The sequence below is a fragment of the Xenorhabdus griffiniae genome (assembly GCF_015163655.1).
GTDB classification, from domain to species: Bacteria; Pseudomonadota; Gammaproteobacteria; order Enterobacterales; family Enterobacteriaceae; genus Xenorhabdus; species Xenorhabdus griffiniae.
The window spans coordinates 54,878-78,208 of record NZ_JADEUF010000001.1; the positions used below are offsets into that span (position 1 = coordinate 54,878).

The 23,331-nt window shown below is 42.8% G+C and carries 26 protein-coding genes and 1 tRNA gene; 15 read left to right on the forward strand and 12 right to left on the reverse strand.

All coding sequences use genetic code 11. The features are described 5' to 3' along the window. Positions 1–95: 95 nt before the first annotated feature. Complete coding sequence (locus IQ211_RS00270; RefSeq protein ID WP_189758034.1) at positions 96–980, forward strand: MBL fold metallo-hydrolase; 885 nt, start codon at positions 96–98, stop codon at positions 978–980. A 702-nt stretch (positions 981–1,682) separates the two neighbouring features. On the opposite strand, the gene IQ211_RS00275 is transcribed toward IQ211_RS00270, so the two are convergent. Further along, positions 1,683–2,117: a prepilin peptidase gene (locus IQ211_RS00275; protein ID WP_189758077.1), complete on the reverse strand. Its 435-nt coding sequence runs from the start codon at positions 2,115–2,117 to the stop codon at positions 1,683–1,685. Between the two features lie 360 nt (positions 2,118–2,477). On the opposite strand from IQ211_RS00275, the gene rsmE reads away from it, so the two are divergent. From rsmE to ruvX, 4 genes are all read left to right on the forward strand, one after another. Next, positions 2,478–3,209 (forward strand): 16S rRNA (uracil(1498)-N(3))-methyltransferase, encoded by a 732-nt coding sequence (gene rsmE / locus IQ211_RS00280; protein ID WP_189758033.1) that lies wholly within the window; start codon positions 2,478–2,480, stop codon positions 3,207–3,209. A gap of 9 nt (positions 3,210–3,218) precedes the next feature. Next, on the forward strand, positions 3,219–4,178 hold the full coding sequence (gshB, locus tag IQ211_RS00285) for a glutathione synthase (RefSeq protein WP_189758032.1): 960 nt from the start codon (positions 3,219–3,221) through the stop codon (positions 4,176–4,178). A gap of 107 nt (positions 4,179–4,285) precedes the next feature. Further along, positions 4,286–4,849 (forward strand): YqgE/AlgH family protein, encoded by a 564-nt coding sequence (locus IQ211_RS00290; RefSeq protein ID WP_189758031.1) that lies wholly within the window; start codon positions 4,286–4,288, stop codon positions 4,847–4,849. Next, a complete protein-coding gene (gene ruvX / locus IQ211_RS00295) occupies positions 4,849–5,268 on the forward strand; it encodes a Holliday junction resolvase RuvX (protein WP_189758030.1) in 420 nt (139 codons plus the stop codon). The genes IQ211_RS00290 and ruvX overlap by 1 nt, the downstream gene beginning before the upstream one ends. A gap of 60 nt (positions 5,269–5,328) precedes the next feature. On the opposite strand, the gene IQ211_RS00300 is transcribed toward ruvX, so the two are convergent. Further along, positions 5,329–6,327, reverse strand: a complete 999-nt coding sequence (locus IQ211_RS00300; protein WP_189758029.1) for a type IV pilus twitching motility protein PilT — start codon at positions 6,325–6,327, stop codon at positions 5,329–5,331. 22 nt (positions 6,328–6,349) lie between these two features. On the opposite strand from IQ211_RS00300, the gene IQ211_RS00305 reads away from it, so the two are divergent. The 5 genes from IQ211_RS00305 to hemW all read left to right on the forward strand — a co-directional run bounded on the left by IQ211_RS00305 (position 6,350) and on the right by hemW (position 10,269). Beyond that, positions 6,350–7,042: a YggS family pyridoxal phosphate-dependent enzyme gene (locus IQ211_RS00305; RefSeq protein WP_189758028.1), complete on the forward strand. Its 693-nt coding sequence runs from the start codon at positions 6,350–6,352 to the stop codon at positions 7,040–7,042. A 39-nt stretch (positions 7,043–7,081) separates the two neighbouring features. Beyond that, positions 7,082–7,903 carry a pyrroline-5-carboxylate reductase gene (gene proC / locus IQ211_RS00310; RefSeq protein ID WP_189758027.1) on the forward strand — a complete coding sequence of 274 codons (822 nt, stop codon included), beginning with the start codon at positions 7,082–7,084 and terminating at the stop codon, positions 7,901–7,903. A 32-nt stretch (positions 7,904–7,935) separates the two neighbouring features. After that, on the forward strand, positions 7,936–8,499 hold the full coding sequence (locus IQ211_RS00315) for a YggT family protein (RefSeq protein WP_189758026.1): 564 nt from the start codon (positions 7,936–7,938) through the stop codon (positions 8,497–8,499). Positions 8,500–8,564: 65 nt separating this feature from the next. Continuing rightward, positions 8,565–9,146 (forward strand): RdgB/HAM1 family non-canonical purine NTP pyrophosphatase, encoded by a 582-nt coding sequence (gene rdgB / locus IQ211_RS00320; protein ID WP_189758076.1) that lies wholly within the window; start codon positions 8,565–8,567, stop codon positions 9,144–9,146. Then, complete coding sequence (gene hemW, locus IQ211_RS00325) at positions 9,139–10,269, forward strand: radical SAM family heme chaperone HemW (protein WP_189758025.1); 1,131 nt, start codon at positions 9,139–9,141, stop codon at positions 10,267–10,269. The genes rdgB and hemW overlap by 8 nt, the downstream gene beginning before the upstream one ends. Before the next feature lie 43 nt (positions 10,270–10,312). Here the strand turns inward: hemW and IQ211_RS00330 are convergent, their stop codons facing one another. Together IQ211_RS00330 and IQ211_RS00335 are read right to left on the reverse strand one after the other, a co-directional pair. Continuing rightward, complete coding sequence (locus IQ211_RS00330; protein ID WP_189758024.1) at positions 10,313–10,864, reverse strand: LeuD/DmdB family oxidoreductase small subunit; 552 nt, start codon at positions 10,862–10,864, stop codon at positions 10,313–10,315. After that, positions 10,861–12,159: a 3-isopropylmalate dehydratase large subunit gene (locus tag IQ211_RS00335; protein WP_189758023.1), complete on the reverse strand. Its 1,299-nt coding sequence runs from the start codon at positions 12,157–12,159 to the stop codon at positions 10,861–10,863. Before IQ211_RS00335 ends, IQ211_RS00330 begins: the two co-directional genes overlap by 4 nt. A gap of 223 nt (positions 12,160–12,382) precedes the next feature. Between IQ211_RS00335 and IQ211_RS00340 the strand changes: the two genes are divergently transcribed. Next, a complete protein-coding gene (locus tag IQ211_RS00340; RefSeq protein WP_189758022.1) occupies positions 12,383–13,300 on the forward strand; it encodes a LysR family transcriptional regulator in 918 nt (305 codons plus the stop codon). 46 nt (positions 13,301–13,346) lie between these two features. On the opposite strand, the gene IQ211_RS00345 is transcribed toward IQ211_RS00340, so the two are convergent. The 8 genes from IQ211_RS00345 to IQ211_RS00380 form a co-directional block, all read right to left on the reverse strand. Beyond that, positions 13,347–14,126: an L-threonylcarbamoyladenylate synthase gene (locus IQ211_RS00345; RefSeq protein ID WP_189758021.1), complete on the reverse strand. Its 780-nt coding sequence runs from the start codon at positions 14,124–14,126 to the stop codon at positions 13,347–13,349. A gap of 40 nt (positions 14,127–14,166) precedes the next feature. After that, positions 14,167–14,655 (reverse strand): YbhB/YbcL family Raf kinase inhibitor-like protein, encoded by a 489-nt coding sequence (locus tag IQ211_RS00350; protein WP_189758020.1) that lies wholly within the window; start codon positions 14,653–14,655, stop codon positions 14,167–14,169. Positions 14,656–14,856: 201 nt separating this feature from the next. Beyond that, positions 14,857–15,801 (reverse strand): siderophore ABC transporter substrate-binding protein, encoded by a 945-nt coding sequence (locus tag IQ211_RS00355; RefSeq protein ID WP_189758019.1) that lies wholly within the window; start codon positions 15,799–15,801, stop codon positions 14,857–14,859. A 128-nt stretch (positions 15,802–15,929) separates the two neighbouring features. Beyond that, on the reverse strand, positions 15,930–16,667 hold the full coding sequence (locus IQ211_RS00360; RefSeq protein ID WP_189758018.1) for a DUF2884 family protein: 738 nt from the start codon (positions 16,665–16,667) through the stop codon (positions 15,930–15,932). A 37-nt stretch (positions 16,668–16,704) separates the two neighbouring features. Then, positions 16,705–17,631 carry a glutaminase B gene (gene glsB / locus IQ211_RS00365; RefSeq protein ID WP_399477611.1) on the reverse strand — a complete coding sequence of 309 codons (927 nt, stop codon included), beginning with the start codon at positions 17,629–17,631 and terminating at the stop codon, positions 16,705–16,707. Between the two features lie 92 nt (positions 17,632–17,723). Then, positions 17,724–18,050, reverse strand: coding sequence for a YggL family protein (locus IQ211_RS00370; protein WP_189758016.1), 327 nt, complete (start codon positions 18,048–18,050; stop codon positions 17,724–17,726). Then, positions 18,050–18,769, reverse strand: a complete 720-nt coding sequence (gene trmB, locus IQ211_RS00375; RefSeq protein WP_189758075.1) for a tRNA (guanosine(46)-N7)-methyltransferase TrmB — start codon at positions 18,767–18,769, stop codon at positions 18,050–18,052. Before trmB ends, IQ211_RS00370 begins: the two co-directional genes overlap by 1 nt. Positions 18,770–19,219: 450 nt before the next feature. Continuing rightward, positions 19,220–20,125: an NAD(P)-dependent oxidoreductase gene (locus IQ211_RS00380; protein WP_189758015.1), complete on the reverse strand. Its 906-nt coding sequence runs from the start codon at positions 20,123–20,125 to the stop codon at positions 19,220–19,222. A gap of 321 nt (positions 20,126–20,446) precedes the next feature. Here IQ211_RS00380 and mutY point away from each other — a divergent pair, with 321 nt between their 5' ends. From mutY to IQ211_RS00400, 4 genes are all read left to right on the forward strand, one after another. Beyond that, positions 20,447–21,487, forward strand: a complete 1,041-nt coding sequence (gene mutY / locus IQ211_RS00385; protein ID WP_189758014.1) for an A/G-specific adenine glycosylase — start codon at positions 20,447–20,449, stop codon at positions 21,485–21,487. 26 nt (positions 21,488–21,513) lie between these two features. After that, positions 21,514–21,786: an oxidative damage protection protein gene (locus tag IQ211_RS00390; protein ID WP_189758013.1), complete on the forward strand. Its 273-nt coding sequence runs from the start codon at positions 21,514–21,516 to the stop codon at positions 21,784–21,786. A 111-nt stretch (positions 21,787–21,897) separates the two neighbouring features. Then, a complete protein-coding gene (gene mltC, locus IQ211_RS00395) occupies positions 21,898–22,971 on the forward strand; it encodes a membrane-bound lytic murein transglycosylase MltC (RefSeq protein ID WP_189758012.1) in 1,074 nt (357 codons plus the stop codon). A 165-nt stretch (positions 22,972–23,136) separates the two neighbouring features. Then, positions 23,137–23,212: transfer RNA gene (locus IQ211_RS00400), tRNA-Phe, on the forward strand. Positions 23,213–23,331: the final 119 nt, after the last annotated feature.

Here is a 23,331-nt window from a genome sequence, read left to right on the forward strand (position 1 = left end):
AAATAGTTGCTAGTTATGGGGTTTTTAAATCGAAATATGCAACTTATTATACACGCCATTCAAGCATATAAACTTTTTGCTATAGGAATTCGACGATGGCTCGCAAAACAACATTCAACATCGCTCTGGCAGCGACACTCTCCTTGGGGATGGCATCACTGACTCAAGCAACCGATCTAAAATTGGATATCTACAACCCAGGTGAAAGAGGCGTCTTCCCTGTTTCTTCCGAAATTATCAGTGGTGATCATGAAGTTGTCCTGATTGATGCTCAATTTAAGAAAAATGATGCACAAGAGCTGGTAAAAATGATCCAGCAAACAGGCAAAAAATTGACAACGATCTATATCAGCCAATCCGATCCTGATTTTTATTTTGGCCTTGATGTGATCACCGAAGCATTCCCTGATGCCAAAGTTATTGCATCACCAGAAACCATCAAAGCAATCAATGAAACCAAAGATGGTAAGCTGGCTTATTGGGGTGGAATTCTTGCAGATCAGGCTCCCAAAAAGCTCGTCGTACCAGAACCACTGAAAGGAAACACCTTCACTGTTGATGGTGAAAAACTGATTGTTGAAGGTTTAAATGGCCCAGCCGCAGATCGTACTTTTGTCTGGGTTCCTAAATTAAAAGCCGTTGTGGGTGGTGTGACTGTTTCTGACAATATCCATGTATGGATTGCAGATACCCAGACCAAAGCATCACGCCAGCATTGGCAACAAACATTGGATCGCATCAAGAGCCTGCAACCTAAAACTGTTGTACCAGGCCATTATTTGGGGAATTCATCAATGACATTGGACTCAGTGACTTTTACCCAGAATTATCTGACCACACTGGAAAAAGAGTTACCGAAAGCAAAAGATTCCAATGCACTAATTACAGCCATGAAAAAACACTATCCAGATTTGGCTGATGAATCCAGCCTTGAACTCAGTGCCAAGGTATTAAAAGGCGAAATGAAGTGGCCTCAGTAAGTTAGAAATCATCACGGGCGTTGCGGATAGTAGCGCCCGTATAACAATATTTGAAATATTACCTTAATTCCTCCCCCTTAAATTTCAATGAATAAAAAACGCCAGATAAAAAATAAAACGCCAGTACCAATTCTTAATAAAACCAGTATCAAAATCCATTTTAATACGTTATATTTACCCCATATTAAAACCGATAACACATTAAATTTTAAAATGAAAAAACTTATTAAATAAACACAATTATTTTTGAATTGATGTGATATTTAGCACTTTTTTAAAGTTTGAAATAACCAATAAACTTAAGTTGTGATCAATAATCCATAATCCAATAAATCAGCTTGAATAAAAATCTCAATTTTTTTAAATTTGCAGTCAGCGGAGAGATAAGCCAGCAGCCTAGAGCTAACCAGATGCTTCCAACATCTAGAATATGCAAGGCAAGCAGCTTAAAGCCAACTAGATGCTTCTAACGTCTAGCGCATACAGGATAAACAGCCTAAACCAACTAGATACTTTTAACATCTAACTACACAGGATGCGCTGCTCAAGCTAACAGATGCTTCCAACGTCTGGCATATGCAGAAAAGCAGCTTAAACTAACTAGATGCTTTTAACATCTAGCATGTACAGAATGTGTATCGTAGGTTAGGTTCCGGTTCTCTCCGCCACTTTTTATCTATCTTCCTCACTTTGCAAATAATACTATACCCTGCCAATACCATACCCCAGTAATACTATCGCAGATAAACATAAATAAGGCCCAAATGCGATAAACTCAGGAAAAGATTTTCTTTTCATGCTAATTATTACAAATCCAAATATCCCCAATAATGAAGCCATTAGCATCAATATTGGTATCATTTCCACGCCCAACCAGGCACCGATTGCTGCGGTTAATTTAAGATCACCATAACCAATCCCTTCCTTATTTAAGGTATATCGACACAACCAATACAAAAACCATAAAAAAAGATACCCTGATATGGCGCCGTATATTGCACTCTTTATCGAAACCAAATTACCATCAATATTAACCAAAAGCCCCAACCATAATAAAGGAAGAGTAATAATATCTGGCAAGCAATATGCTTTTATATCGACAACAGCCAATAACAATAAGGTACTACAGAAAAACATAATTATTATATAATCCACATTAATTAAAATAGAACCCTTCCTTTTATCACCGATGAAAAATTAAAATCCATTTATAAATAACATCCCTGTTATTGCCTTCTTTCCTTATTTCCTGACTACAATCAGAACAAGATGAATATTAATTTTTCACCCCAGATATTGGCAATAAAAATTTAGCCAAAAAAGCCATTATAAAATAAATATGCGAACCCGCTCGCAAGGAAATATCTTGTATTCCTTAAACCAAGAGATAACTTGATCACGCAAACAACGCTCATTTATCATGACGATGAATCAATTTTGTCATATGGCTGTTTGCGCCATACCGGAAGAATCCGGAAAAAAGAAGGAAAGAAGAATATGCGAATTCCCCGCATCTATCACCCTGAACTGCTCTCAACAGGAGTGGAAATTTATTTGAATGACGATGCTGCCAATCACGTTGGTCGCGTGCTTAGAATGAGCAACGGGCAAGCATTGCAACTCTTTGATGGCAGTAATCAGGTTTTTAATGCAATCATCACGGAAGCCAGTAAAAAAACGGTTAAAGTGTCTATCCTTGATGGCAAATTATCCGATCATGAATCCCCATTAAACCTGCATCTGGGGCAGGTCATGTCCCGTGGTGAAAAAATGGAATTTACAATCCAAAAATCGGTGGAATTGGGTGTCAATACGATTACACCACTCCTGTCTGAACGTTGTGGTGTCAAACTGGATATAGAAAGGTTGGAGAAGAAATTACAACAATGGAAAAAAATTGCCATTTCTGCCTGTGAACAGTGCGGACGTAACCGAATCCCTGAAGTCCGCCCTGTTATGTCACTGGAAACCTGGTGTGCAGAAAACGATGGCAGCCTAAAATTGAATCTGCATCCTCGTGCCAGCCATAGCATTAATACCCTCCCACTTCCTGTGGAAAAAGTGCGCCTGCTGATTGGCCCTGAAGGGGGATTGTCTGCCGAAGAAATAGAAATGACAGCAAAATATCAATTTACTGATATCCTGTTAGGGCCTCGCGTCTTGAGGACAGAAACGACGGCACTTACCGCAATTACCGCATTGCAAGTACGTTTTGGCGATCTGGGTTAAGGAGAAAAAATGATCAAGCTCGGTATTGTGATGGATCCTATTTCATCCATCAACATCAAGAAAGACACTAGTTTTGCCATGCTGCTGGAAGCACAAAAGCGCGGGTGGGAAATCCATTATATGGAAATGCATGATCTCTACCTGCATCAAGGGGAGGCTCGCGCCCGCACACGTTTGCTCACAGTAAAAGAAAATCCACAACAGTGGTATCAGTTTGGCAGTGAGCAAGAAATCGCTCTCGATACTTTGCACGTTATCTTGATGCGCAAAGATCCTCCTTTTGATACTGAGTACATCTATGCGACCTATATTCTGGAAAGGGCTGAAGCCAAAGGCAGCCTGATCGTTAATAAGCCTCAAAGCCTGCGCGACTGTAATGAAAAACTATTTACTGCCTGGTTCCCTGAATGGACACCCGATACACTCGTCACCCGCAGTGCCAAAAAACTACGCGAATTCCACCAAAAACATGGCGATGTTATCTTTAAGCCTTTAGATGGTATGGGAGGCGCTTCCATATTTCGTCTGAAACAAGATGACGCCAATGTCGGCGTTATTATTGAAACGCTGACTGAACATGGCAATCGTTATTGCATGGCACAAAATTTTCTGCCGGCCATTAAAGATGGAGATAAACGCGTATTGGTTATTGATGGTGAACCTGTGCCTTATTGTCTTGCCCGTATCCCTGCTCAAGGAGAGACCCGTGGTAATCTGGCGGCAGGTGGTCGTGGAGAAGCACGTCCATTGTCAGAAAGCGATTGGGCAATTGCCCGTGCAGTTGCGCCAGTGTTAAAGGAGAAAGGATTAATTTTTGTTGGGTTAGATATCATTGGCGATCGTTTAACTGAAATCAACGTAACCAGCCCAACTTGTGTACGTGAAATAGAAGCGGCATTCCCAGATATCTCCATTACTGGCATGTTGATGGATGCAATCGAAAAACGATTGGCAAAACAGATAGCATAACAGGCTAAACAACGTTCGTTTCCTGACAATATTTGCCATTTATAATCAGAGCCCACATACTGTGGGCCAGTCATTCTTACATTGCCAAAATAATTATCAGAAAACACATGAATCTACAGCATCATTTTCTTATTGCCATGCCTTCGCTCTCTGATCCTTATTTCAATCGTTCTGTAGTTTATATCTGCGAACATGATCAAAACGGAGCGATGGGTTTAGTTATCAATAAGCCAATAGCCAAAGTTTCTATCGAAAGTATCTTACAAAAATTAGATATCACCCCTAAGGATAGAGACAGTACGATTAATCTCAACCAGCCAGTGATGGCGGGTGGTCCTCTGTCTGAAGAGCACGGTTTTATTTTGCATACGCCACAATCAGGTTTCAGTTCCAGTATTCAAATCTCTGAACACACCATGATCACAACATCCAAAGATATGCTGGAAGCGCTGGGTACATCACGCCAACCGCAAAATGTTTTAATGACACTTGGATACTCAAGCTGGGAAGCCGGTCAGTTAGAAAGGGAAATTATGGAAAACAGTTGGCTTACTGTCAGCGCTAAACCTTCCATCATTTTTGATACCCCTATCGCTACCCGCTGGCATGAGGCAGCTTCTTTACTGGGAGTTAATATTTACAATCTCTCCTCACAAGCAGGACATGCCTGATGAAAAACCGTACAATCATCGCTTTTGATTTTGGAACTCGCAGTATTGGCGCTGCCATCGGGCAAGAGATCACAGGTACAGCCAGAGCATTGACCTCTTTTAAAGCTAACGAAGGTTCCCCTAATTGGGAACTTATTGAGAAACTACTTAAAGAGTGGCAACCCGATCTGGTTATTGTTGGTTTGCCACTCAATATGGATGGCACAGAACAACCCGTCACCGCACAAGCCCGTAAGTTTGCCAATCGCATACATGGCCGTTTTGGGGTACAAGTTGAACTGCATGATGAGCGATTAACCACCGTGGAAGCACGCTCTCACCTTTTTGATCACGGTGGCTACAAGGCACTGAATAAAAGTAAAGTTGATGCCACTTCCGCTGTTATTATTCTGGAAAGCTGGTTTGAACAGCAGTATTAGTAATAGCACTATTCGTAATAGCCATACTCATCATTAGGCATGGCTGTTACCGCAAGCGGTTTATTCCAGCAACCCCAACGACTTACGTTGTTGTCGGCTTTGCGCGTAAGTCTGCATACCACAAGCAGCGCCTGTCTGCATTAATGATGTTATTTGATGATTTTTGCCTTCCCTTATCAAATGACTAACCGCCTGATTGATGACCAAAACTTCGTAAATAGCCACCCTGCCTCCCCCTTTAGCAGGAAGCAGTTGCTGAGAAATAACGGCCTTTAAACTTCCAGCCAACTGACTACAAATCCACCCTTTTTCTTCTGCGGAAAAAACATCAACCAGGCGATCTATCGCCTGAATGGCGCCACGGGTATGCAGCGTCGACAACACCAAATGCCCCGTTTCAGCCGCAGTCAGAGCCAACCTGATCGTCTCCTTATCCCGTAATTCTCCTAGCAGGATCACATCAGGATCTTGGCGTAATGCTCCTTTCAGTGCGGTTTGATAATCCGTGGCATCCTTACCAATCTGCCTTTGCTGTATCAAACAATTCCGGCTTTGGTGAACAAATTCTATGGGATCTTCCAGTGTGATGATGTGCTTACAAACATGGCTATTCAACGCATTAATCATAGCTGACAGCGTCGTGGATTTACCGTTTCCCGTCGCACCTGTCACTAATATCAATCCACTCATCTCCTGCAAGGTAAGGTGCTGGATGATGTCAGGCGCATAAAGTTGTTCCAATGTCGGGCACTTATTCTCAATCAGTCGCAATACCAATGATAAATGAGATTGTTGATAGAATAGATTTCCCCTGAGTCGCCGTTTATCTGGCATAGTCACCACAAAATCGACATGACCGTGCTGATGTAATTGCTGTTTCTGCGTATCCGATAATATTTCTTCACTCCACGTTATAAGAGTATTAGGTTGAATTTCCTCACATTGTCTCTGTGGGTATAACACACCATTGATACGCAAAACCGGCACTTGCCCGACACAAAGGTGCAGATCGGAAGCATTATGCTTTACACTAAGGGACACCCATTTTTCCATATTCATTTTTTTATCTCCTGAGTCAACTATGAACAATATCGAACAAAATCTTCACGATGTCAGGAACCGCATGACACTTGCAGCGCAAAAATGCGGACGTTCTCCAGAAGAAATTACCTTGCTTGCAGTCAGTAAAACCAAACCTGTGGATGCCATCGCAGAAGCCATCGCCAATGGTCAGCGGGAATTTGGTGAGAATTACGTGCAGGAAGGAGTTGAAAAGATCCAATACTTTAATAACCATGACGACTTAGTGTGGCACTTTATTGGCCCATTACAATCTAACAAAAGCCGTCTGGTTGCAGAAAATTTTGATTGGTGTCATACCGTTGACAGGGCAAAAATTGCTCAACGTTTAAACGAACAACGTCCTGAAAATAGGCCACCTCTTAATATCCTGATCCAGGTTAATATTAGTAGAGAAGAGAGCAAGTCAGGCATTTTACTGGAAGAATTAACCGAATTAGCTGCAACTATTGATGGGTTACCTAATTTGGTATTGCGCGGTTTGATGGCAATACCGGCACCGGAAAGCAACTTTGAACGCCAAATAGCCATTTTTCGCCAAATGGAAAAAGCCTTGATTGATCTAAAAGCGCAATATCCCCAAGTTGATACACTATCAATGGGCATGACGGATGATATGGAAGCCGCTATTACTTGTGGTTCTACACTGGTTAGGATTGGAACGGCAATATTCGGTGCCCGTCAGTACACTTAACATACCTGAAATTAACTGATTAATAGACGAGATTATCTAATGGAAAATCGTAAAATCACCTTTATTGGCGCAGGCAATATGGCTCATGCCATGATTGCCGGGTTAGTCAGAAAAGATTATCCTGCCGGACTCATCACTGTCTGTTCTCCAACAACCACCCGCCGTGATGTACTGGCAAAAGAATATGGCATTAATAGTCAAGGCGATAATATTCGTTACGCACAAGAAGCCGATGTCATCGTCCTGGCGGTTAAACCGCAAATGATGGACGAAGTTTGTGGTGCACTGCATTCATACGTCGATTTCAATGGAAAACTGGTTATTTCTATTGCTGCTGGTATTCCAGTGTCCCGTTTTTATACGTTTTTGCAGGAGAATCTTAATATTATCCGTATCATGCCAAATACCCCTTCGCTTGTAGGACAAGGGATGAGTGGATTGTTCGCACCTGAGCATGTCGGGCAAGCTGATCGCGACTTTGCAGCATCGCTAATGCGCAGTGTCGGGAAAGTCTGCTGGGTAAATGATGAAAACGGTATCAACGATATTATCGCCATCGCAGGCAGTGCTCCTGCTTATTTCTTCCTGTTCATGGAATCGATGCAACAAGAAGCGGAACGTCTGGGATTTGACAGTGAAACAGCCAGAGAACTTGTTCTGCAAGCAGCCATAGGTTCAGCTAAACTTGCTGAAACGCAAAAAGATCTTCCTTTTGCTATCCTGCGAGAGCAGGTAACATCTAAAGGCGGTACAACGGCTGAAGCATTGCGCATTTTTTATGAAGGCAAGCTGCCTGAAATGGTGTCCAATGCCATGCAAGGAGCCATCCGCCGAGCACAGGAAATGGAAAAATTATTTTAATTCAATTGGTTTAATTCAATCAGGGCTGCTACATGCAATTCTTAAATTTCGTCTTTTTCACCGTTCTGGATTTATATATTGCCGTTTTACTGCTGCGTGTCTGGATGCAGTGGGCACGTTGCGATTTTTACAATCCATTCTCACAATTTATTGTTAAAATTACCCAACCTGTGGTGCGCCCATTACGCAGATTCATTCCTGCCATTGGTCCCATTGATACCGCGTCTGTGCTTTTCTCCTATCTGCTGATTCTTATCAAGATCTTGTTGCCTATATGGTTAGCCACAGGGCAATTTCTCGTTCCTTCTGGCGCCATATTCTTGTTTGGCTTGATTGAATTACTGACCGCTGCCGGAAAGCTCATATTCTGGTTAGTGATCGCTCGCGCGTTATTAAGCTGGATCAGCCAGGGACGCAACCCTGTAGATTATGTCCTGATTCAATTAACTGAACCACTCATGGCACCTATCCGCCGCATTATCCCTTCGATGGGTGGTCTTGATTTCTCTGCCATGATTGTCATTCTTATTCTCTACGCACTAAATGCCCTGCGCTACGATGTAATGGGGTGGTTGGCTGCCATGTTTGCAGGCTAATGAGATAGACAGATCAATAAGATACGTAAATTAATTGGACATACAGGTTAATTAAATAAATGGCAATGCAAAAAGTTGTTCTCGCCACGGGAAATGCAGGTAAAGTACGTGAATTGGCTGATTTTGGCTTAGATATCGTGGCCCAAACCGAATTAGGTGTGGAGCCAGCCGATGAAACAGGGCTTACTTTTATTGAAAACGCCATCATCAAAGCCCGCCATGCCGCAGCAGTAACGGGGTTACCTGCAATTGCTGACGATTCAGGGTTGTCTGTTGACGCATTAGGTGGCGCGCCAGGCATTTATTCCGCTCGCTACGCAGGCTGTGAGGCTTCCGATCAGGAGAACCTGGAAAAATTATTGCAAGCCATGCACGATGTTCCTGATGAACAACGTCAGGCTCAATTCAATTGTGTGCTGGTCTTCTTACGCCACGCAGAAGATCCTACCCCTCTGGTATTTCATGGTCGCTGGTCAGGCATGATTACCCGTGAACCGGCTGGAAAAGGCGGTTTTGGTTATGATCCTATTTTTTATGCCCCTGAATTTAACTGTACAGCTGCCGAGCTAACTCGTGAGCAGAAAAATACCGTTTCACACCGTGGGAAAGCATTAGCAATGTTGTTGGAAGCCATGCGTAATGCTTAAGTTGCCTCCTCTGAGTCTTTATATCCATATTCCGTGGTGCGTACAAAAATGTCCTTACTGTGACTTTAATTCACATGCTTTAAAAGGGGATGTGCCGCATCAGGAATATGTTGATCATCTATTGGCGGATTTGCATGTAGATCTTCCAATGATTGGTGATCGTGAAGTATCAACGATTTTTATCGGTGGAGGCACGCCAAGCCTGTTAAGCGCTGAAGGTATGCAACGATTGCTTGATGGCGTCAGGGCTGCACTGCCACTCTCGCCGCAAGCAGAAATTACCATGGAAGCCAATCCGGGAACCGTTGAAGCCGATCGTTTCAGTGCTTATCAGCAGGCGGGGATTAACCGCATCTCCATCGGCGTACAAAGTTTCGGGTCAGATAAACTTATCCGTTTGGGACGTATTCACGGTCCAGAAGAGGCGAAACGAGCGGCAAAATTAGCTAACGGGCTTGGATTACGCAGTTTTAATCTGGATTTGATGCATGGCTTACCCAACCAGACGCTCAAGGAAGCACTGAATGATTTGCGTCAGGCTATCGAGTTATCTCCCCCTCATCTATCCTGGTATCAACTGACGATTGAACCCAATACCAGTTTTGGCTCCCGCCCTCCGGTTTTACCGGATGATGATGCACTATGGGATATTTTTTCCCAAGGCCATCAATTACTGACAGAAGCGGGTTATCAACAATATGAAACTTCGGCCTATGCCAAGCCAGGTTATCAATGCCAGCATAATCTCAATTACTGGCGTTTCGGTGATTATTTGGGGATTGGTTGTGGTGCACATGGCAAGATTTCGTTTGCGGATGGCCGTATTCTCCGTACCGTGAAAACCAAACATCCACGCGGTTATATGCAGGGGCGTTATCTGGATCAACAAAATCAGGTGGATAATGCAGATCGTCCATTTGAATTTTTTATGAACCGTTTCCGCCTGCTGGAATCAATGCCACGTCAGGATTTCAGTGATTTCACTGGGTTACCAGAAAGTGTCATTCGCCCACAAATCGACGAAGCCTTGTCGAAAGGCTATATCACTGAAAGCGATACTCACTGGCAAATCACTAAGCACGGAAAACTGTTCCTGAATTCCTTACTGGAGCTGTTTCTTTAGGAAAAAAACTGCACCTTAAAATTCAGGGTGCAGTTTTTTCATACTATTTAATTCTTCCTGACGCACGAGCGTAAGAAAATAGCCCTCCGGCATAGACAATATTAGCAAGTTCACCAATAGGATCGATTTGATATTTTTCACCTTCTTTCAGCAAAGTAACGGTCTGGTTTTCAATATCAATCTCAATACTGTCACCTGTGACTAATTTTTCACACAAGCGCTCCTGGGCTGCAACAGGCAATAACTCTCCGGTTGATACACAATTTCGGAAGAATATACGGGCATAAGATTGAGCAAGAACCGCTTTCACACCTGAAGCACCTAATGCGGCAACCGCATGTTCACGCGAAGATCCGCAACCAAAATTCTGCCCTGCCACAATGATCGGATATTTCGCTTTTCCTTTACTTTCATCAATAAAAGGCAGCGAACCTTCCGGCAGTCCACACATCGCCAGCGAAGCCAGTTGGGCATACCCTTCAGAAGTGGAAGGGTTGACCTTGAGATACTCGGCTGAGAGGATTTGGTCAGTATCAATATTATCGGTCAAGACATAAACCTCACCCCGAATGATATTTTCCTTTAACTCACTCATAAAAACTCCTCAGGATTTGTTATTTGACCAGTAATCGCTGCCGCAGCAACAGAATAAGGGGAAGCCAGATAAATGTTGGCACGTTTATGCCCCATTCTGCCGACAAAATTACGATTGGTGGTGGATATCACTGATATTGGATCATTGACACGGCCAAACGTGTCTGGCGGACCACCACAACAAGCTGCACACCCTGATTCAGAAGAAAGTTTTACGCCTGCATCGCTTAAAATTTGGTAGACAGAAACGCCATCGATTTGGGTGGTAATCGTCCTATGGAAAACTTCTTTTGTTGCAGGCACTGCATAAGTCGGAATAGTTACCTTATGCCCTTTAATAACGCGCGCTGCCGCAACAAAATCCTCCAGCTTGCCTCCCGTACAAGAACCAATATATGCCTGAGAAATGGCGACATTGGCTACCTGGTCAATGGAAACGACATTATCTGGCGAATGGGGTTTGGCAATCTTTGGCTGCATCGTGGAAACATCTATATTTAACACGCGGCTATATTGTGCATCTTCGTCAGGGTAGACAATTTCAAACGGGAGATTATTGCGTTCTGCCAAATAATCCAACGTCGCTTGATTGGGAACCATAATGCCGTTTTTAGCGCCGCACTCAACGACCATATTGCAAATCGTCATGCGTTCTTCTACCGATAACTCATCAATGACGTTACCACCAAACTCGATGGCCTGATAGGTCGCACCATCAACCGTCAACTCTGACAATACGGATAAAATCATGTCCTTAGCCAAAACATGGGTTGGCTTGGTTCCGGTAAAATTAACCCGAATGGTTGTTGGCACCTTAAGAGGAATTTCTCCCGTACCTAACGCATAAGCGGCGTCAGTAATACCTAACCCAATGGCAAATGCCCCAAAAGCACCCGCGGTCACAGTATGAGAATCTGTACCCAGTAATACCTCGCCAGGGCGAATATGCCCCCCTTCTGCGAGTCCTATATGGCACACACCCTTATAATTAGGCGTCCCGACATCATAAAAATATTTTATGTTCTGCTCAGCGGCAAATTCACGCATGACCCGAATATTTTGGTTAGCCTGTGGATCGGCTGAATAGACAAAATGGTCTGGAATTAAAATAAAGCGTTCAGGATCCCATATCTTCGCATCTTGCCCGAACTCCTTTTTAAATACACTGGCTACACCCGGTGTGCAGGGATCGTGAGACATCAGAATATCCACTTTCGCCCAAACCACTTCACCCGGAGTGACTTGTGCACGCCCACTTGCCCGTGCAAGAATTTTTTGTGTAATAGTTTGGCTCATCTCACATTGCCCTCTGAAAGATAAAAACAGACTTAATAGATTGTCATCCTAACAAGATTACGATGCCTTAACGTAGGGAAATACCATCGTATGGTTCACTGTTTCCAGTATGGGACAGTTGTTCACAAAATGGGAAATTCTTGCCCATTGAATCTGACCTATCACTACAGGATATGTGATATGTTATAGGACAGTTCCCACGCGTAAATCATCAGGTTATTGCATGAATAATATTGAAAATCTTACCTCTATGGTGATCTTTGCCCGTGTGGTAGAGACACTGAGTTTTACCGAAGCAGCAAAATCATTAAGGCTATCCAAGTCTTCCGTCAGCCGCGAGATTGCACAATTAGAAGTAAGATTAGGTACTCAATTACTCAACCGCACTACACGTAAAATTCAAGTCACAGAAGTTGGGATGAGTTATTACCAATACTGCCAGCGGCTCCTTACCGAAGCCCAAAACGCTGAACATTTTATACGTAATTTCCATGAACAACCGATGGGAAGTTTACGCTTGATTGCTCCAGTATCTTTTGGCAGCCAATGTATTGTCCCCGCCCTGAATCACTTTGTCGCCGGGAATATTCATATCAGCGTTGATCTGGAACTGACCGACAGAACCATTAATATGGAAGAAGATCAATGTGATATTGCCATCATCATAGGGCGTGAGACGCCACAATATCCACTTGTCATGCCTTTAATTGATATCACTTGGGGACTTTATGCAACCCCAGACTATATCAACCAATTTTCGCCAATAGAGAAACCCGAAGATCTTCCTCGTTACGATTACCTGTTATTTCGTGGCCCTGCACATACTATTTCCCTGCCATTCCGTAAGGAAAGAAATAAGCTGGATATTGAAGTACGTAGCCGATTTCGCATCAATAACAGTGTGGCGCTAATGAATTCCTCTCTGGCTGCGGCTGGCATTGCCTATCTACCCGACTATGTTACCCATGAAGCCGTGGCAGAAGGGAAATTAGTACGGCTTCTCCCAGAATGGGACATGGATATTTATCAGGCATGGATACTGTTTAAATCAGAGGATACGCTATCTTCGCGTGTGCAACAGTTTGCAAACTCTTTACAACGTAAGCTAAGGCAAGATTTGGAGAGAGGAAAAAACACGTAACGACAGATATCAATGCGGGCACAACAGCACCCGCCAAAGATATTAATCAATAGTAATTGCCGTGGCGGTAATCCCAGGTAGTGAAAATATCGGACATCATCGCCATGATTTTATGTACATCCAATCCCTTGCGGATTAATACCGGACACGGGGTAATATCACGTTGCCCTTGTTGCAGTGGAACTAATTGACCATTTTCATCGACCATTGAAACCATAACACCTTGTTCATAACGAGTTTGCTCAGTTTCATTTGGCTGAATAGATTTAACATAGTCATTGGCGCAAATAATCAGATCGGCCCGCTCTTCTATCCTCTCACCGATACATTCAACCAAACCGCGATTTCCCTTACCTGATGGATTAGCTGAGCTGGCAAAAGAGAACTTGCCATATTTTTCCCACAATTCTTTTGCCAGAATTTCGCCAGGCTTGCCAAATTTAATCACGAAACAGCTCGTACCACGCTGATCCATCATCAGTTCTTTAGAACCATCATCTGGGATACGGGCTATCGCTTCTTCTTTCCACGGCAAGATACAACCTAACAGGACGTCTTCATCCCAATGTCTTTGATAAAGTTCTTCAATTTCCGCGTTAAGTTGGGCCAGCTCTTTCAACTGTTCCAAAGAACCACATAATACAACACCGGGTTTGTTACGATTACGCTGTTTAGCCTCAAATTTACGCTCCAGACCTTGCGCATCGGATGTCATAATAATGTAGCCAACTTTGGTTGGGCAGACGATCATGCCTCCATTATTAGAAAGGATCTCTACCGCTTCCGGCTGTAATCCATAGTTCCATTGAATTTTTTTGCTGCTCATATTGATACCCCTTACTGGAAACGGAAGAATAATTAATCAGTTAACGCTGGTAGTAGCCGGTAATAGATGCTGTTGCCAGGGTATTGGCCTGGATCATAAAACGCGCAACGGCATTTGTTGTTTCAGCATCAACTCCCGGTAGTTTCTCTACCGATAAAGCATGTACGGTGAAAATATAGCGATGGGCTTTATCCCCCACAGGTGGGCAACAACCACCGAAACCAGACAGACCATAATCATTTCTGCTCTGAGTTGTACCGATTGGTAATTGGCTACCATCACTTTGCCCTGCATTTGCAGGTAAGGATTGTGTTTCAACGGGAATATTGAAAGCGACCCAATGCCAGAAGCCACTACCCGTTGGTGCATCAGGATCATAGACAGTTATCGCAAAACTTTGGGTTCCGGCTGGTGCGTCCGCCCAGAAAAGTTCGGGGGAACGGTTATCACCATTGCCATCAAATTGATTAAATTCATGCTCTTTTTTCAAGAAATCATTATTCTTAAATTCAGTTGAACTAATAATCATGTTTATATCCCCCATTGGATGCCTTTTGAAATATCCTAACGTAGATTTTCTGTGTCGCAAGGCCAAGTCATGATTTAGCTTGATTGTTTCAATTTAGGAACAATATCAGTTTAGGAATAATAAGTGAGTCGAGTTTACCCTGAAATCTGAAGAATGAGATTTCAGGGTAAATTCAGAGAAAAAGGATTTTAATTTGCGAAATTACAAAGCATCAGCAACGGCATTGATTTGTCGCGTCATGCTATCCAAACCGCCACCAGACAAGTACCAAAGATCAGGCTGTAAATACACTATCTTGCCGTTTTTATAGGCATTAGTTGATTTGACTTGATCATTTTCAAACTGAGCTTTTTCTAACTTACCGGCACCAATTGCTTCACTACGGTCGATAATAAAAATCACATCAGGATTCGCTTGTGCAATCATATCCGCCGTCACGCTCCTGCTTTTGTCTTTATCCGATTTAGCCGGCAAGATAGCACGAGGTGCTTTAATCACGTTGTAAACAATAGCCTGATTATTGGGATATAATTCCCCTGCATTATGCAGTAATACCAATACTTTGCTGTTCTCTGCTTGCGCTCTTACCTGAGCGGCTGCAAGCGTTTTTTCCAAATCAGCAAATTGCGTTTTCACGATATCCTGCTTATTAAATAACTCACCCAACAATTTAAGATTACTATCAACGGATGACAGATAATTTTCATTGTCCGTGCTTAAATTAATGGTTGGTGCTATTTGTGACAGGCGATCATAGAAAGCACCTTGACGACCAGTAATAACAATCAGATCAGGTTTGATTTCCGCTAATTTTTCCAGATTCGGCTCTTTCATTCCGCCGGCATTGTGCATAGTTGCAGGCACACCATTACGCACATATTCAGGTAAGTTATTGATGGGTAATGCAATCACTCGATCAGACAATCCCAGTTTTACCAGCGAATCGTACGTTCCGAAATCGAACAAAACCACCCGTTTTGGATTCTTTTTAACCTGAGTTTCACCGGAAAGATGTTTTACCGTGACATAATCACCAGACTGGGCTGTTACTGAATTTGGCATAATTAATTCTGGTGATTGGCTAAATGCAGAGTAACTGGTAGCAGAAAGCAGTGATGCAATAACAATTGGCAGGATTTTTTTCATTAGTGACACCTAAATTAAGTCTATTAATATAAAGGTGACTTGCATTCTAGGTGGCAACATTAACATGTCAACAAAATAAGAATCAATTTCATATTGATTCTTATTTTCCTGTAGGGTGAAAACCTGTTTCATTTAATGGTATTCATAAGACTAATGCGCTGTTGTTCTAATTGGCTGGCTTTACTACATACTTCCACTTTTAAGCGTTTTAATTCTTGTTCCTGCTTTTTCCATTCTGTATCAAAACCATTTTGCATACCGCCTAACCCGCCAAGAAGAGACATTAGCATCTGTTTGCCATCACCATTTTGCTCGCTATTTTTCCGGCTCATTTCATTAATGCTATCTTGCAAGATACCACCAAGACTCTGTTCAATCAGTTTTTTGCCTTCAGGTTCTACCTGCTTGACTGCCTGAGCATTAAAAGCAAAGCCATTAGCACGGGTTTCAATCACTTTATCAACTTGTTTACTGAGGCCAGATTCCAATTGAGATAGACGGTTACGGATATTACTTTCCTTACCCATTGTTTCGACCACTACTTTATCCAGTGACTGTCGTGCATTCGCCAAATGACTTAGCGCTTCTTTCTTAACCCAAGGTAAATCCTGACGGATCGTCTGTTGATATTGTTGGGCTTTGCTACGTTGTTCTGTATCCAGCGATAACACCTGACCGTCTCTGGTTATGGAACCATCAGGCAATATCTTTAAGTTTCCACTTGCCCCTGTGATCTGGACAGAATTTGGCGTGACAATAATGTCATCATTAAACGTCGCATGACATTCAGAATTCGCCTGTGCCTGAGTAACAATGGCTTGAGACACAAATATCAATATTGCAGCAATCGTGATCCTGCGTAACATACCTTCTCCTGATTTTTAAAGTTAAGACACTGACAGGTTAAAAGATAGAGCGTCCAATACGCCCGGCTAATTTTTCCAGTGCTGCACAACCTGCCAATGAGTTACCGGATTTATCCAGCTCAGGCGACCATACTGCAACCGTAAATTCTCCCGGCACCACACAGATAATGCCGCCACCCACACCCGATTTCCCTGGCATACCGATCCTGAAAGCAAATTCGCCAGAGCCATCGTACATGCCACATGTCAACATAAGCGCATTAATCTGGCGAGTTTGTCGAAGGCTTAAAATTTGTTGGCCAGAACCCATCATTCGCCCTTGGTTGGCTAAATAAATAAAACATTGAGCCAATTCAACACAATTCATCTTTAAGGCACAGTATTGGAAATATGTTTGCAAAACGGTAATAACATCGTTCTCAAAATTACCGAATGATTTCATCAGGTAAGCTATCGCGGCATTGCGGTTGGAATGCTCCATCTCTGAACGGGCAACGATATCGTCATAGCAAATCCTTTTTTGCCCGGTGAGGCTACGGACAAACTCCAGCATTCTATGCTTAGGGGCACTTAAGCGAGATTGCAGCATATCGCAAATAATCAAGGCTCCGGCATTAATAAAAGGGTTACGGGGAATACCCTTTTCCAATTCCAACTGTACCAATGAGTTAAACGGCTGCCCCGAAGGTTCCGTACCCACCCGTTGCCAGATATCCTCTTCCTTATAACGTGTCATTGCTAATGTTAAGCTCAACACTTTAGAAATGGATTGGATGGAGAAGCGTTTTTCTGCATCTCCCGCTTTAAAAATTTGCCCATCGACCGTACAAATGGCCATTGCCAAATTGTCTGCCGGAACTTCTGCCAGAGCAGGAATATAATCCGCGACTCTTCCTTGACCAATCAAAGGGCGCACTTCTTCTAAGATATCTGCCAACAACGAATTAGAGAACCTTACCTTCACCACGTTTTCTCCAGACAAACAGGGGCCCCTAAAGAGCCCCTGCATACAGCGCTATTTTTACGTAATACGCTTTTTCTTAATGCAACAGCGAATCAATCCCACCACACATCAAACAGTTCTGATGTGATAACGTCTTCCATACCGCGATCTTTCAGCCAATTCTCAACTAACTGGCGATGTTCTTCCGTACATTTGCCGATTTTTTGCAGACAGACAATACCTTCCCATTGCAAATAACCGCTGGCATCCAGAGCAAGGCCATTTGGCTCGATCAGTTCTTCAATCAAGGCATCAACCGTGCTATCAACAACCTCAACGGAGGTATCAGCCGGAAAATTCCACTTTATTGAAAAACCCAATTCCTGAAACTCATCAATACGCAATTTTTTACGCAGACGACGACTACGGTTTTTAGCCATTATTTTACCCTCTCAAACATTAGATCCCATACGCCATGACCTAACCGCTGACCACGCGTCTCAAATTTTGTGACCGGGCGCGACTCAGGACGTGGCACATAATCACCGTTTTCCGATAAGTTGTGATACCCTTCTGCTGCGCTCATCACCTCCAGCATATGCTCTGCATATGGCTGCCAGTCAGTCGCCATATGGAAAACACCACCGATTTCTAGCTTACTTTTAACTAATTGAGCGAATTCAGGCTGCACAATTCTACGCTTGTTATGACGAGCTTTATGCCACGGATCAGGGAAGAAAAGCTGAACCATTGCCAGGCTCTGATCTGGGATCATGTTGTTCAATACTTCGATAGCATCATGGCACATCACTCGCAGATTACTGAGATTTTCATCTTCTGCGGATGCCAAACACGCTCCAACTCCCGGCGCATGAACTTCGATTCCCCAAAAGTTTTTATCTGGATTTTCGCTTGCCATTGTGACCAATGATGCGCCCATACCAAAACCGATTTCCAGCACAACAGGGGCTTTACGGCCAAAGATCTCTTCCATATTGGACAATTCTGCCTGATAGTCCACGCCCATCTCTGGCCACACATTATCAAGCGCTTGCTGCTGGCGACTCGTTAACCGCCCCTGCCGACGCACAAAACTGCGGACACGGCGCAACGCCCTGCCATTTTCATTATATTCCGGTGAAATTACGTTATTTATCATGGTACTTTTTGTCAGTTTTAAAGACATTTTTTCAGGCGTCCGGGACTTTATATACCGCAGGAGCGCCCAAAGAGAGCGCAATTATGCAAAGATGGCTGAGTTTATCAAGTTCAGTGTCCATAAGCACAACTTTAATGCTATGTTTGCGTAAGATATAGAATTACTTACTTAACTTATTGATATTAAATATTTTTAATATTTTTAATTCTACACAAACTCCTATACAACTTACTTTGAACTAAGAAGCTTCACCAATATTATTATTCTGTTGGTATTTTTTCGACCTGTGATCCAGCACTTCCACAATCAAAATCAGATGGATACGCTAACCGTTCCAACGCTATGAAGCGGTGCAACTATTGTATCAGGAGTTATTGAGAAAAGAGTAATGACAGTTTCTGGGAGTGAAAAGATATCCGACCAAGGCTTAATGCGACGCAACTTGTCATTTCATGCCTTTTTAATCGCCAACTTGGACAGAATGGCCTGCTGAACCTTTAATGCTGCATTTAATATAGCTGAGGAAGTCGACCCCGCGATATGGGGTGTCAACAGGGCCTCATCAAAAGCCTGAATTGGCGTAGAGAATTGTTCTCCTTCATTTTCGAAAGTATCCAGAGCCACACCGGAGAGCCAACCGGGGTTTTGTTGCATGAATAACGCGAGAGCCTTTTCATCGATCAAACCGCCACGCGCAGTATTAAGTAAGTAGGCACCTTTTCTAAAATGAGGAAGGATGGCACTGTTAATTAGATAATGGGTTTCAGTAGTAAGAGGAAGATGTAACGAAATCATATCATTACTAGTAACCAACGCTTTGATATTACTGGCCCGACGAACACCTAAAGCCTCTGCATTTTCATCAGTGAATCGTGGGCTGCCCAGGATTGTCACCTGAGAGGTAAAGGGTTTTAACAAATGTAATAGCGCTTGGGAAATGGCGCCACTGCCAACCAGTCCTATGCTGATATCATTCAATGAGCGTGAAGGCGGTCGCATTGTTTTCGTCCAGCTACCTCCGCGCATTTGTCGTTGATGCCAGTCTGTTCGATGTAATAGTGCCAGCATTTGCAATAAGGTGAATTCAGCGACGGCTGTCGCATTTGAACCCGGAGTGTTAATCACTTCTATTTTAAGTGATTCTGCTGCCTGGATATCGATATGATTCAGTCCAACCCCTGCTTGGCCAATCACCTGTAACGGTGTAGTCAGTTTTTTTCCAACTAAATTGCACAATAAATCCTTTCTGACAGGAATGTTAATAACTAATTCAATATCAGGAGAGAGATAGCCATTTATTTCTTTATCAAATAACTCTCCCGGGAGTGTATCTAACAAAAAAATTTTCTTTTTCATACATTGCATCCCCCTGTCAGCCTATTACTAAGTCTGCCAGCTTCTCTACCAATATTGTGTAAAAAAATTTATAGGCGGTTTCTATACAGAAAACTATGCAATAAATTGCATAGATTTAGAAAGCTAATACTGAACTGCGAGAGAATACAATGGCGTGATTCACTTGATTTTAATGTGATTAGTGGGCTTTCATAGACGGTGGGATAAGTATGTTTACAGTTTGCGTACTGCTTCGAAACAAAGTTCGGGTTTACACCAAGGTTACACTATGTTGCAATCCCGCTCACGAAACAATTACCAAATATAAAGACAATTATTCTAATGATGGAAGCTGAGCAATTTTCACAAGTGGTACTTGAGTGGTATCACCGCTACGGCCGCAAAACTTTGCCGTGGCAGTTAGAAAAAACATCCTATCACGTCTGGCTTTCAGAGGTGATGCTGCAACAAACCCAAGTTGCGACGGTCATTCCCTATTTCCAAAAATTTATTTCACGTTTTCCCAATGTTGCTTCTTTGGCTGCTGCCCCTCTGGACGAAGTTCTCCATTTGTGGACTGGGCTGGGATATTACGCCCGTGCCCGCAATTTACATAAAGCCGCACAACAGATTGTGACATTGCACAATGGCAAATTTCCGACCACCTTTGACGATGTTGTTGCACTGCCTGGTGTAGGGCGTTCAACTGCCGGAGCCATTCTCTCATTGTCCCAAGGCAAGCATTTTCCGATCCTTGATGGTAACGTAAAACGTGTTTTGGCCCGCTGCTACGCTGTTGATGGTTGGCCGGGGAAAAAAGAAGTTGAAAGCCAATTATGGGATATCAGCACGCGCGTAACTCCCAAGCAAGGTGTCGAATATTTCAATCAGGCGATGATGGATTTGGGTGCGATAGTCTGTACCCGCAGCAAACCAAAATGTGAAATTTGTCCACTTAATACGGGTTGTATCGCTTACGCCAATCACAGTTGGGCAAACTATCCGGGGAAAAAACCGAAACAAAGCATTCCTGAAAAAACAGCCTACTTTTTATTAATGCAACACGGCGATATGGTTTGGCTGGAGCAGCGCCCACTTTCTGGTATTTGGGGTGGTTTGTTTGCTTTCCCCCAATTTGCTGATCAAGTATCACTGGAACAATGGCTAAAAAACTCAGGTATCTCGCACAGCAAACTTGAACAACTGACAGCATTTCGCCACACATTCAGTCATTTTCATTTAGATATCGTTCCTATTAAAATCGATATTTTAACTTTTGATTCTTGCATGGATGAAAGTAAGGGACTTTGGTATAACTTACGTCAGCCAGCAACCATTGGATTGGCAGCACCCGTTGAGTACCTTTTGCAACAATTGGGTTAAGTTGCCTACTATTTTGAGGATTAATTATGAGCAGAACTATTTTTTGCACTTTTTTACAACGAGAAGCGGAAGGCCAAGATTTTCAGCTCTATCCAGGGGAATTGGGCAAGCGTATTTTCAATGAGATTTCAAAAGAAGCATGGCAACAGTGGATGAATAAACAAACCATGCTGATTAATGAAAAAAAACTCAATACCATGAATCCAGAAGATCGCAAACTGCTTGAACAAGAGATGGTGAAATTCCTGTTTGAAGGACATGATATTAAAATCGACGGTTATACACCTCCGGAACAATAATATTACTATTCGATTAGTATAGATTGACAAAATAAGAGCCATTTTGTATGGCTCTAAACATTGATTGAAACCTAAATATCCAACAGTATTAATATCCAACGGCATTGTAAAATGAAAAGACTGCTGGCCCTGATCCTCCTTGCTCCACTTTTAATTTCCTGTTCTAGCAAAAAAGACGTTGAATACAACGAAGAATATATAAAAGACACCAATGGATTCGATATTTTGATGGGACAATTTGCCCACGATATTGAAAATATTTGGGGTTTGCAGGAAGTTTTAATCGCAGGCCCAAAAGATTACGTTAAATATACAGATCACTATAAGACCCGCAGCCATATTAATTTTGAGACGGGAAACATTACGATTGAAACCATTTCCCCCATTGAACCCGCTGAACATTTACGCAAAGCGATCGTTACAACTTTGCTGATGGGAGATGATCCTGGAACTATCGATCTTTATTCCGACGCCAACGATATTCAGATCAGCAAAGAACCCTTTCTATATGGACAGGTCTTAGATAACACTGGTGAACCCATTCGCTGGGAGTGGCGCGCACGTCATTTTGCCAATTATCTGATCCAAAATAAATTGCAAAAACGTCAATCGGGGTTACACATCATTTGGTCAGTTACCATACAGTTGGTGCCTAACCATTTAGACAAACGTGCCCATAAATACCTTCCTATCGTTCGCAAAGCATCCATAAAATATGGCGTTGATGAATCTCTCATCCTTGCCATCATGCAGACTGAATCCAGTTTTAACCCTTATGCCGTCAGCCGTTCTGATGCCTTGGGGCTTATGCAGGTAATGCAACACACTGCCGGACGAGATGTTTTCAAGATGCAAGGAAAATCAGGCCAGCCTAGCCGCAATTATCTCTTCGATCCTGAGAACAACATCGATGCCGGCACTGCCTATTTGTCGATATTGCAAAATACCTATTTAGGGGAAATCAAAAACGCGACCTCACGCCGATATTCCGTTATTACCGCTTACAATGGCGGTGCTGGCAGTGTATTACGCGTATTCGCCAATGATAAAAAGAAAGCGATTCAAATCATCAACTCAATGGAACCTGGTGAAGTTTATTCAACCCTGACCAATAAACACCCTTCTGCTGAATCACGTCGCTATTTGATGAAAGTGAACAATGCACAGAAAAGCTATCGCAGATAGTTGATAATCAATGAGCGGATAGTAGGAAAATAACAAATGGAGAGGCGATTGTTTCTCCATTTTGTTTAGATTTATAGCTTATTGTGTGAATTAAAAGCATATAAATAAATTTATGTAGAAAGTGTTTGACGGATTGGGCTGAATACGGTTTAATGCGCCCCGTTAGCCCGGATAGCTCAGTCGGTAGAGCAGGGGATTGAAAATCCCCGTGTCGGTGGTTCGATTCCGCCTCCGGGCACCAAATTCCCTAACCTGGGCGTTGAAAGTGAGAAACTCAACGAACAGTAAAACTTCTGGAAACTGGATTTCAATCATGCTTAGTTGGTAGTTGAACGCATGGTTGAATGTAAACCTAAAAGA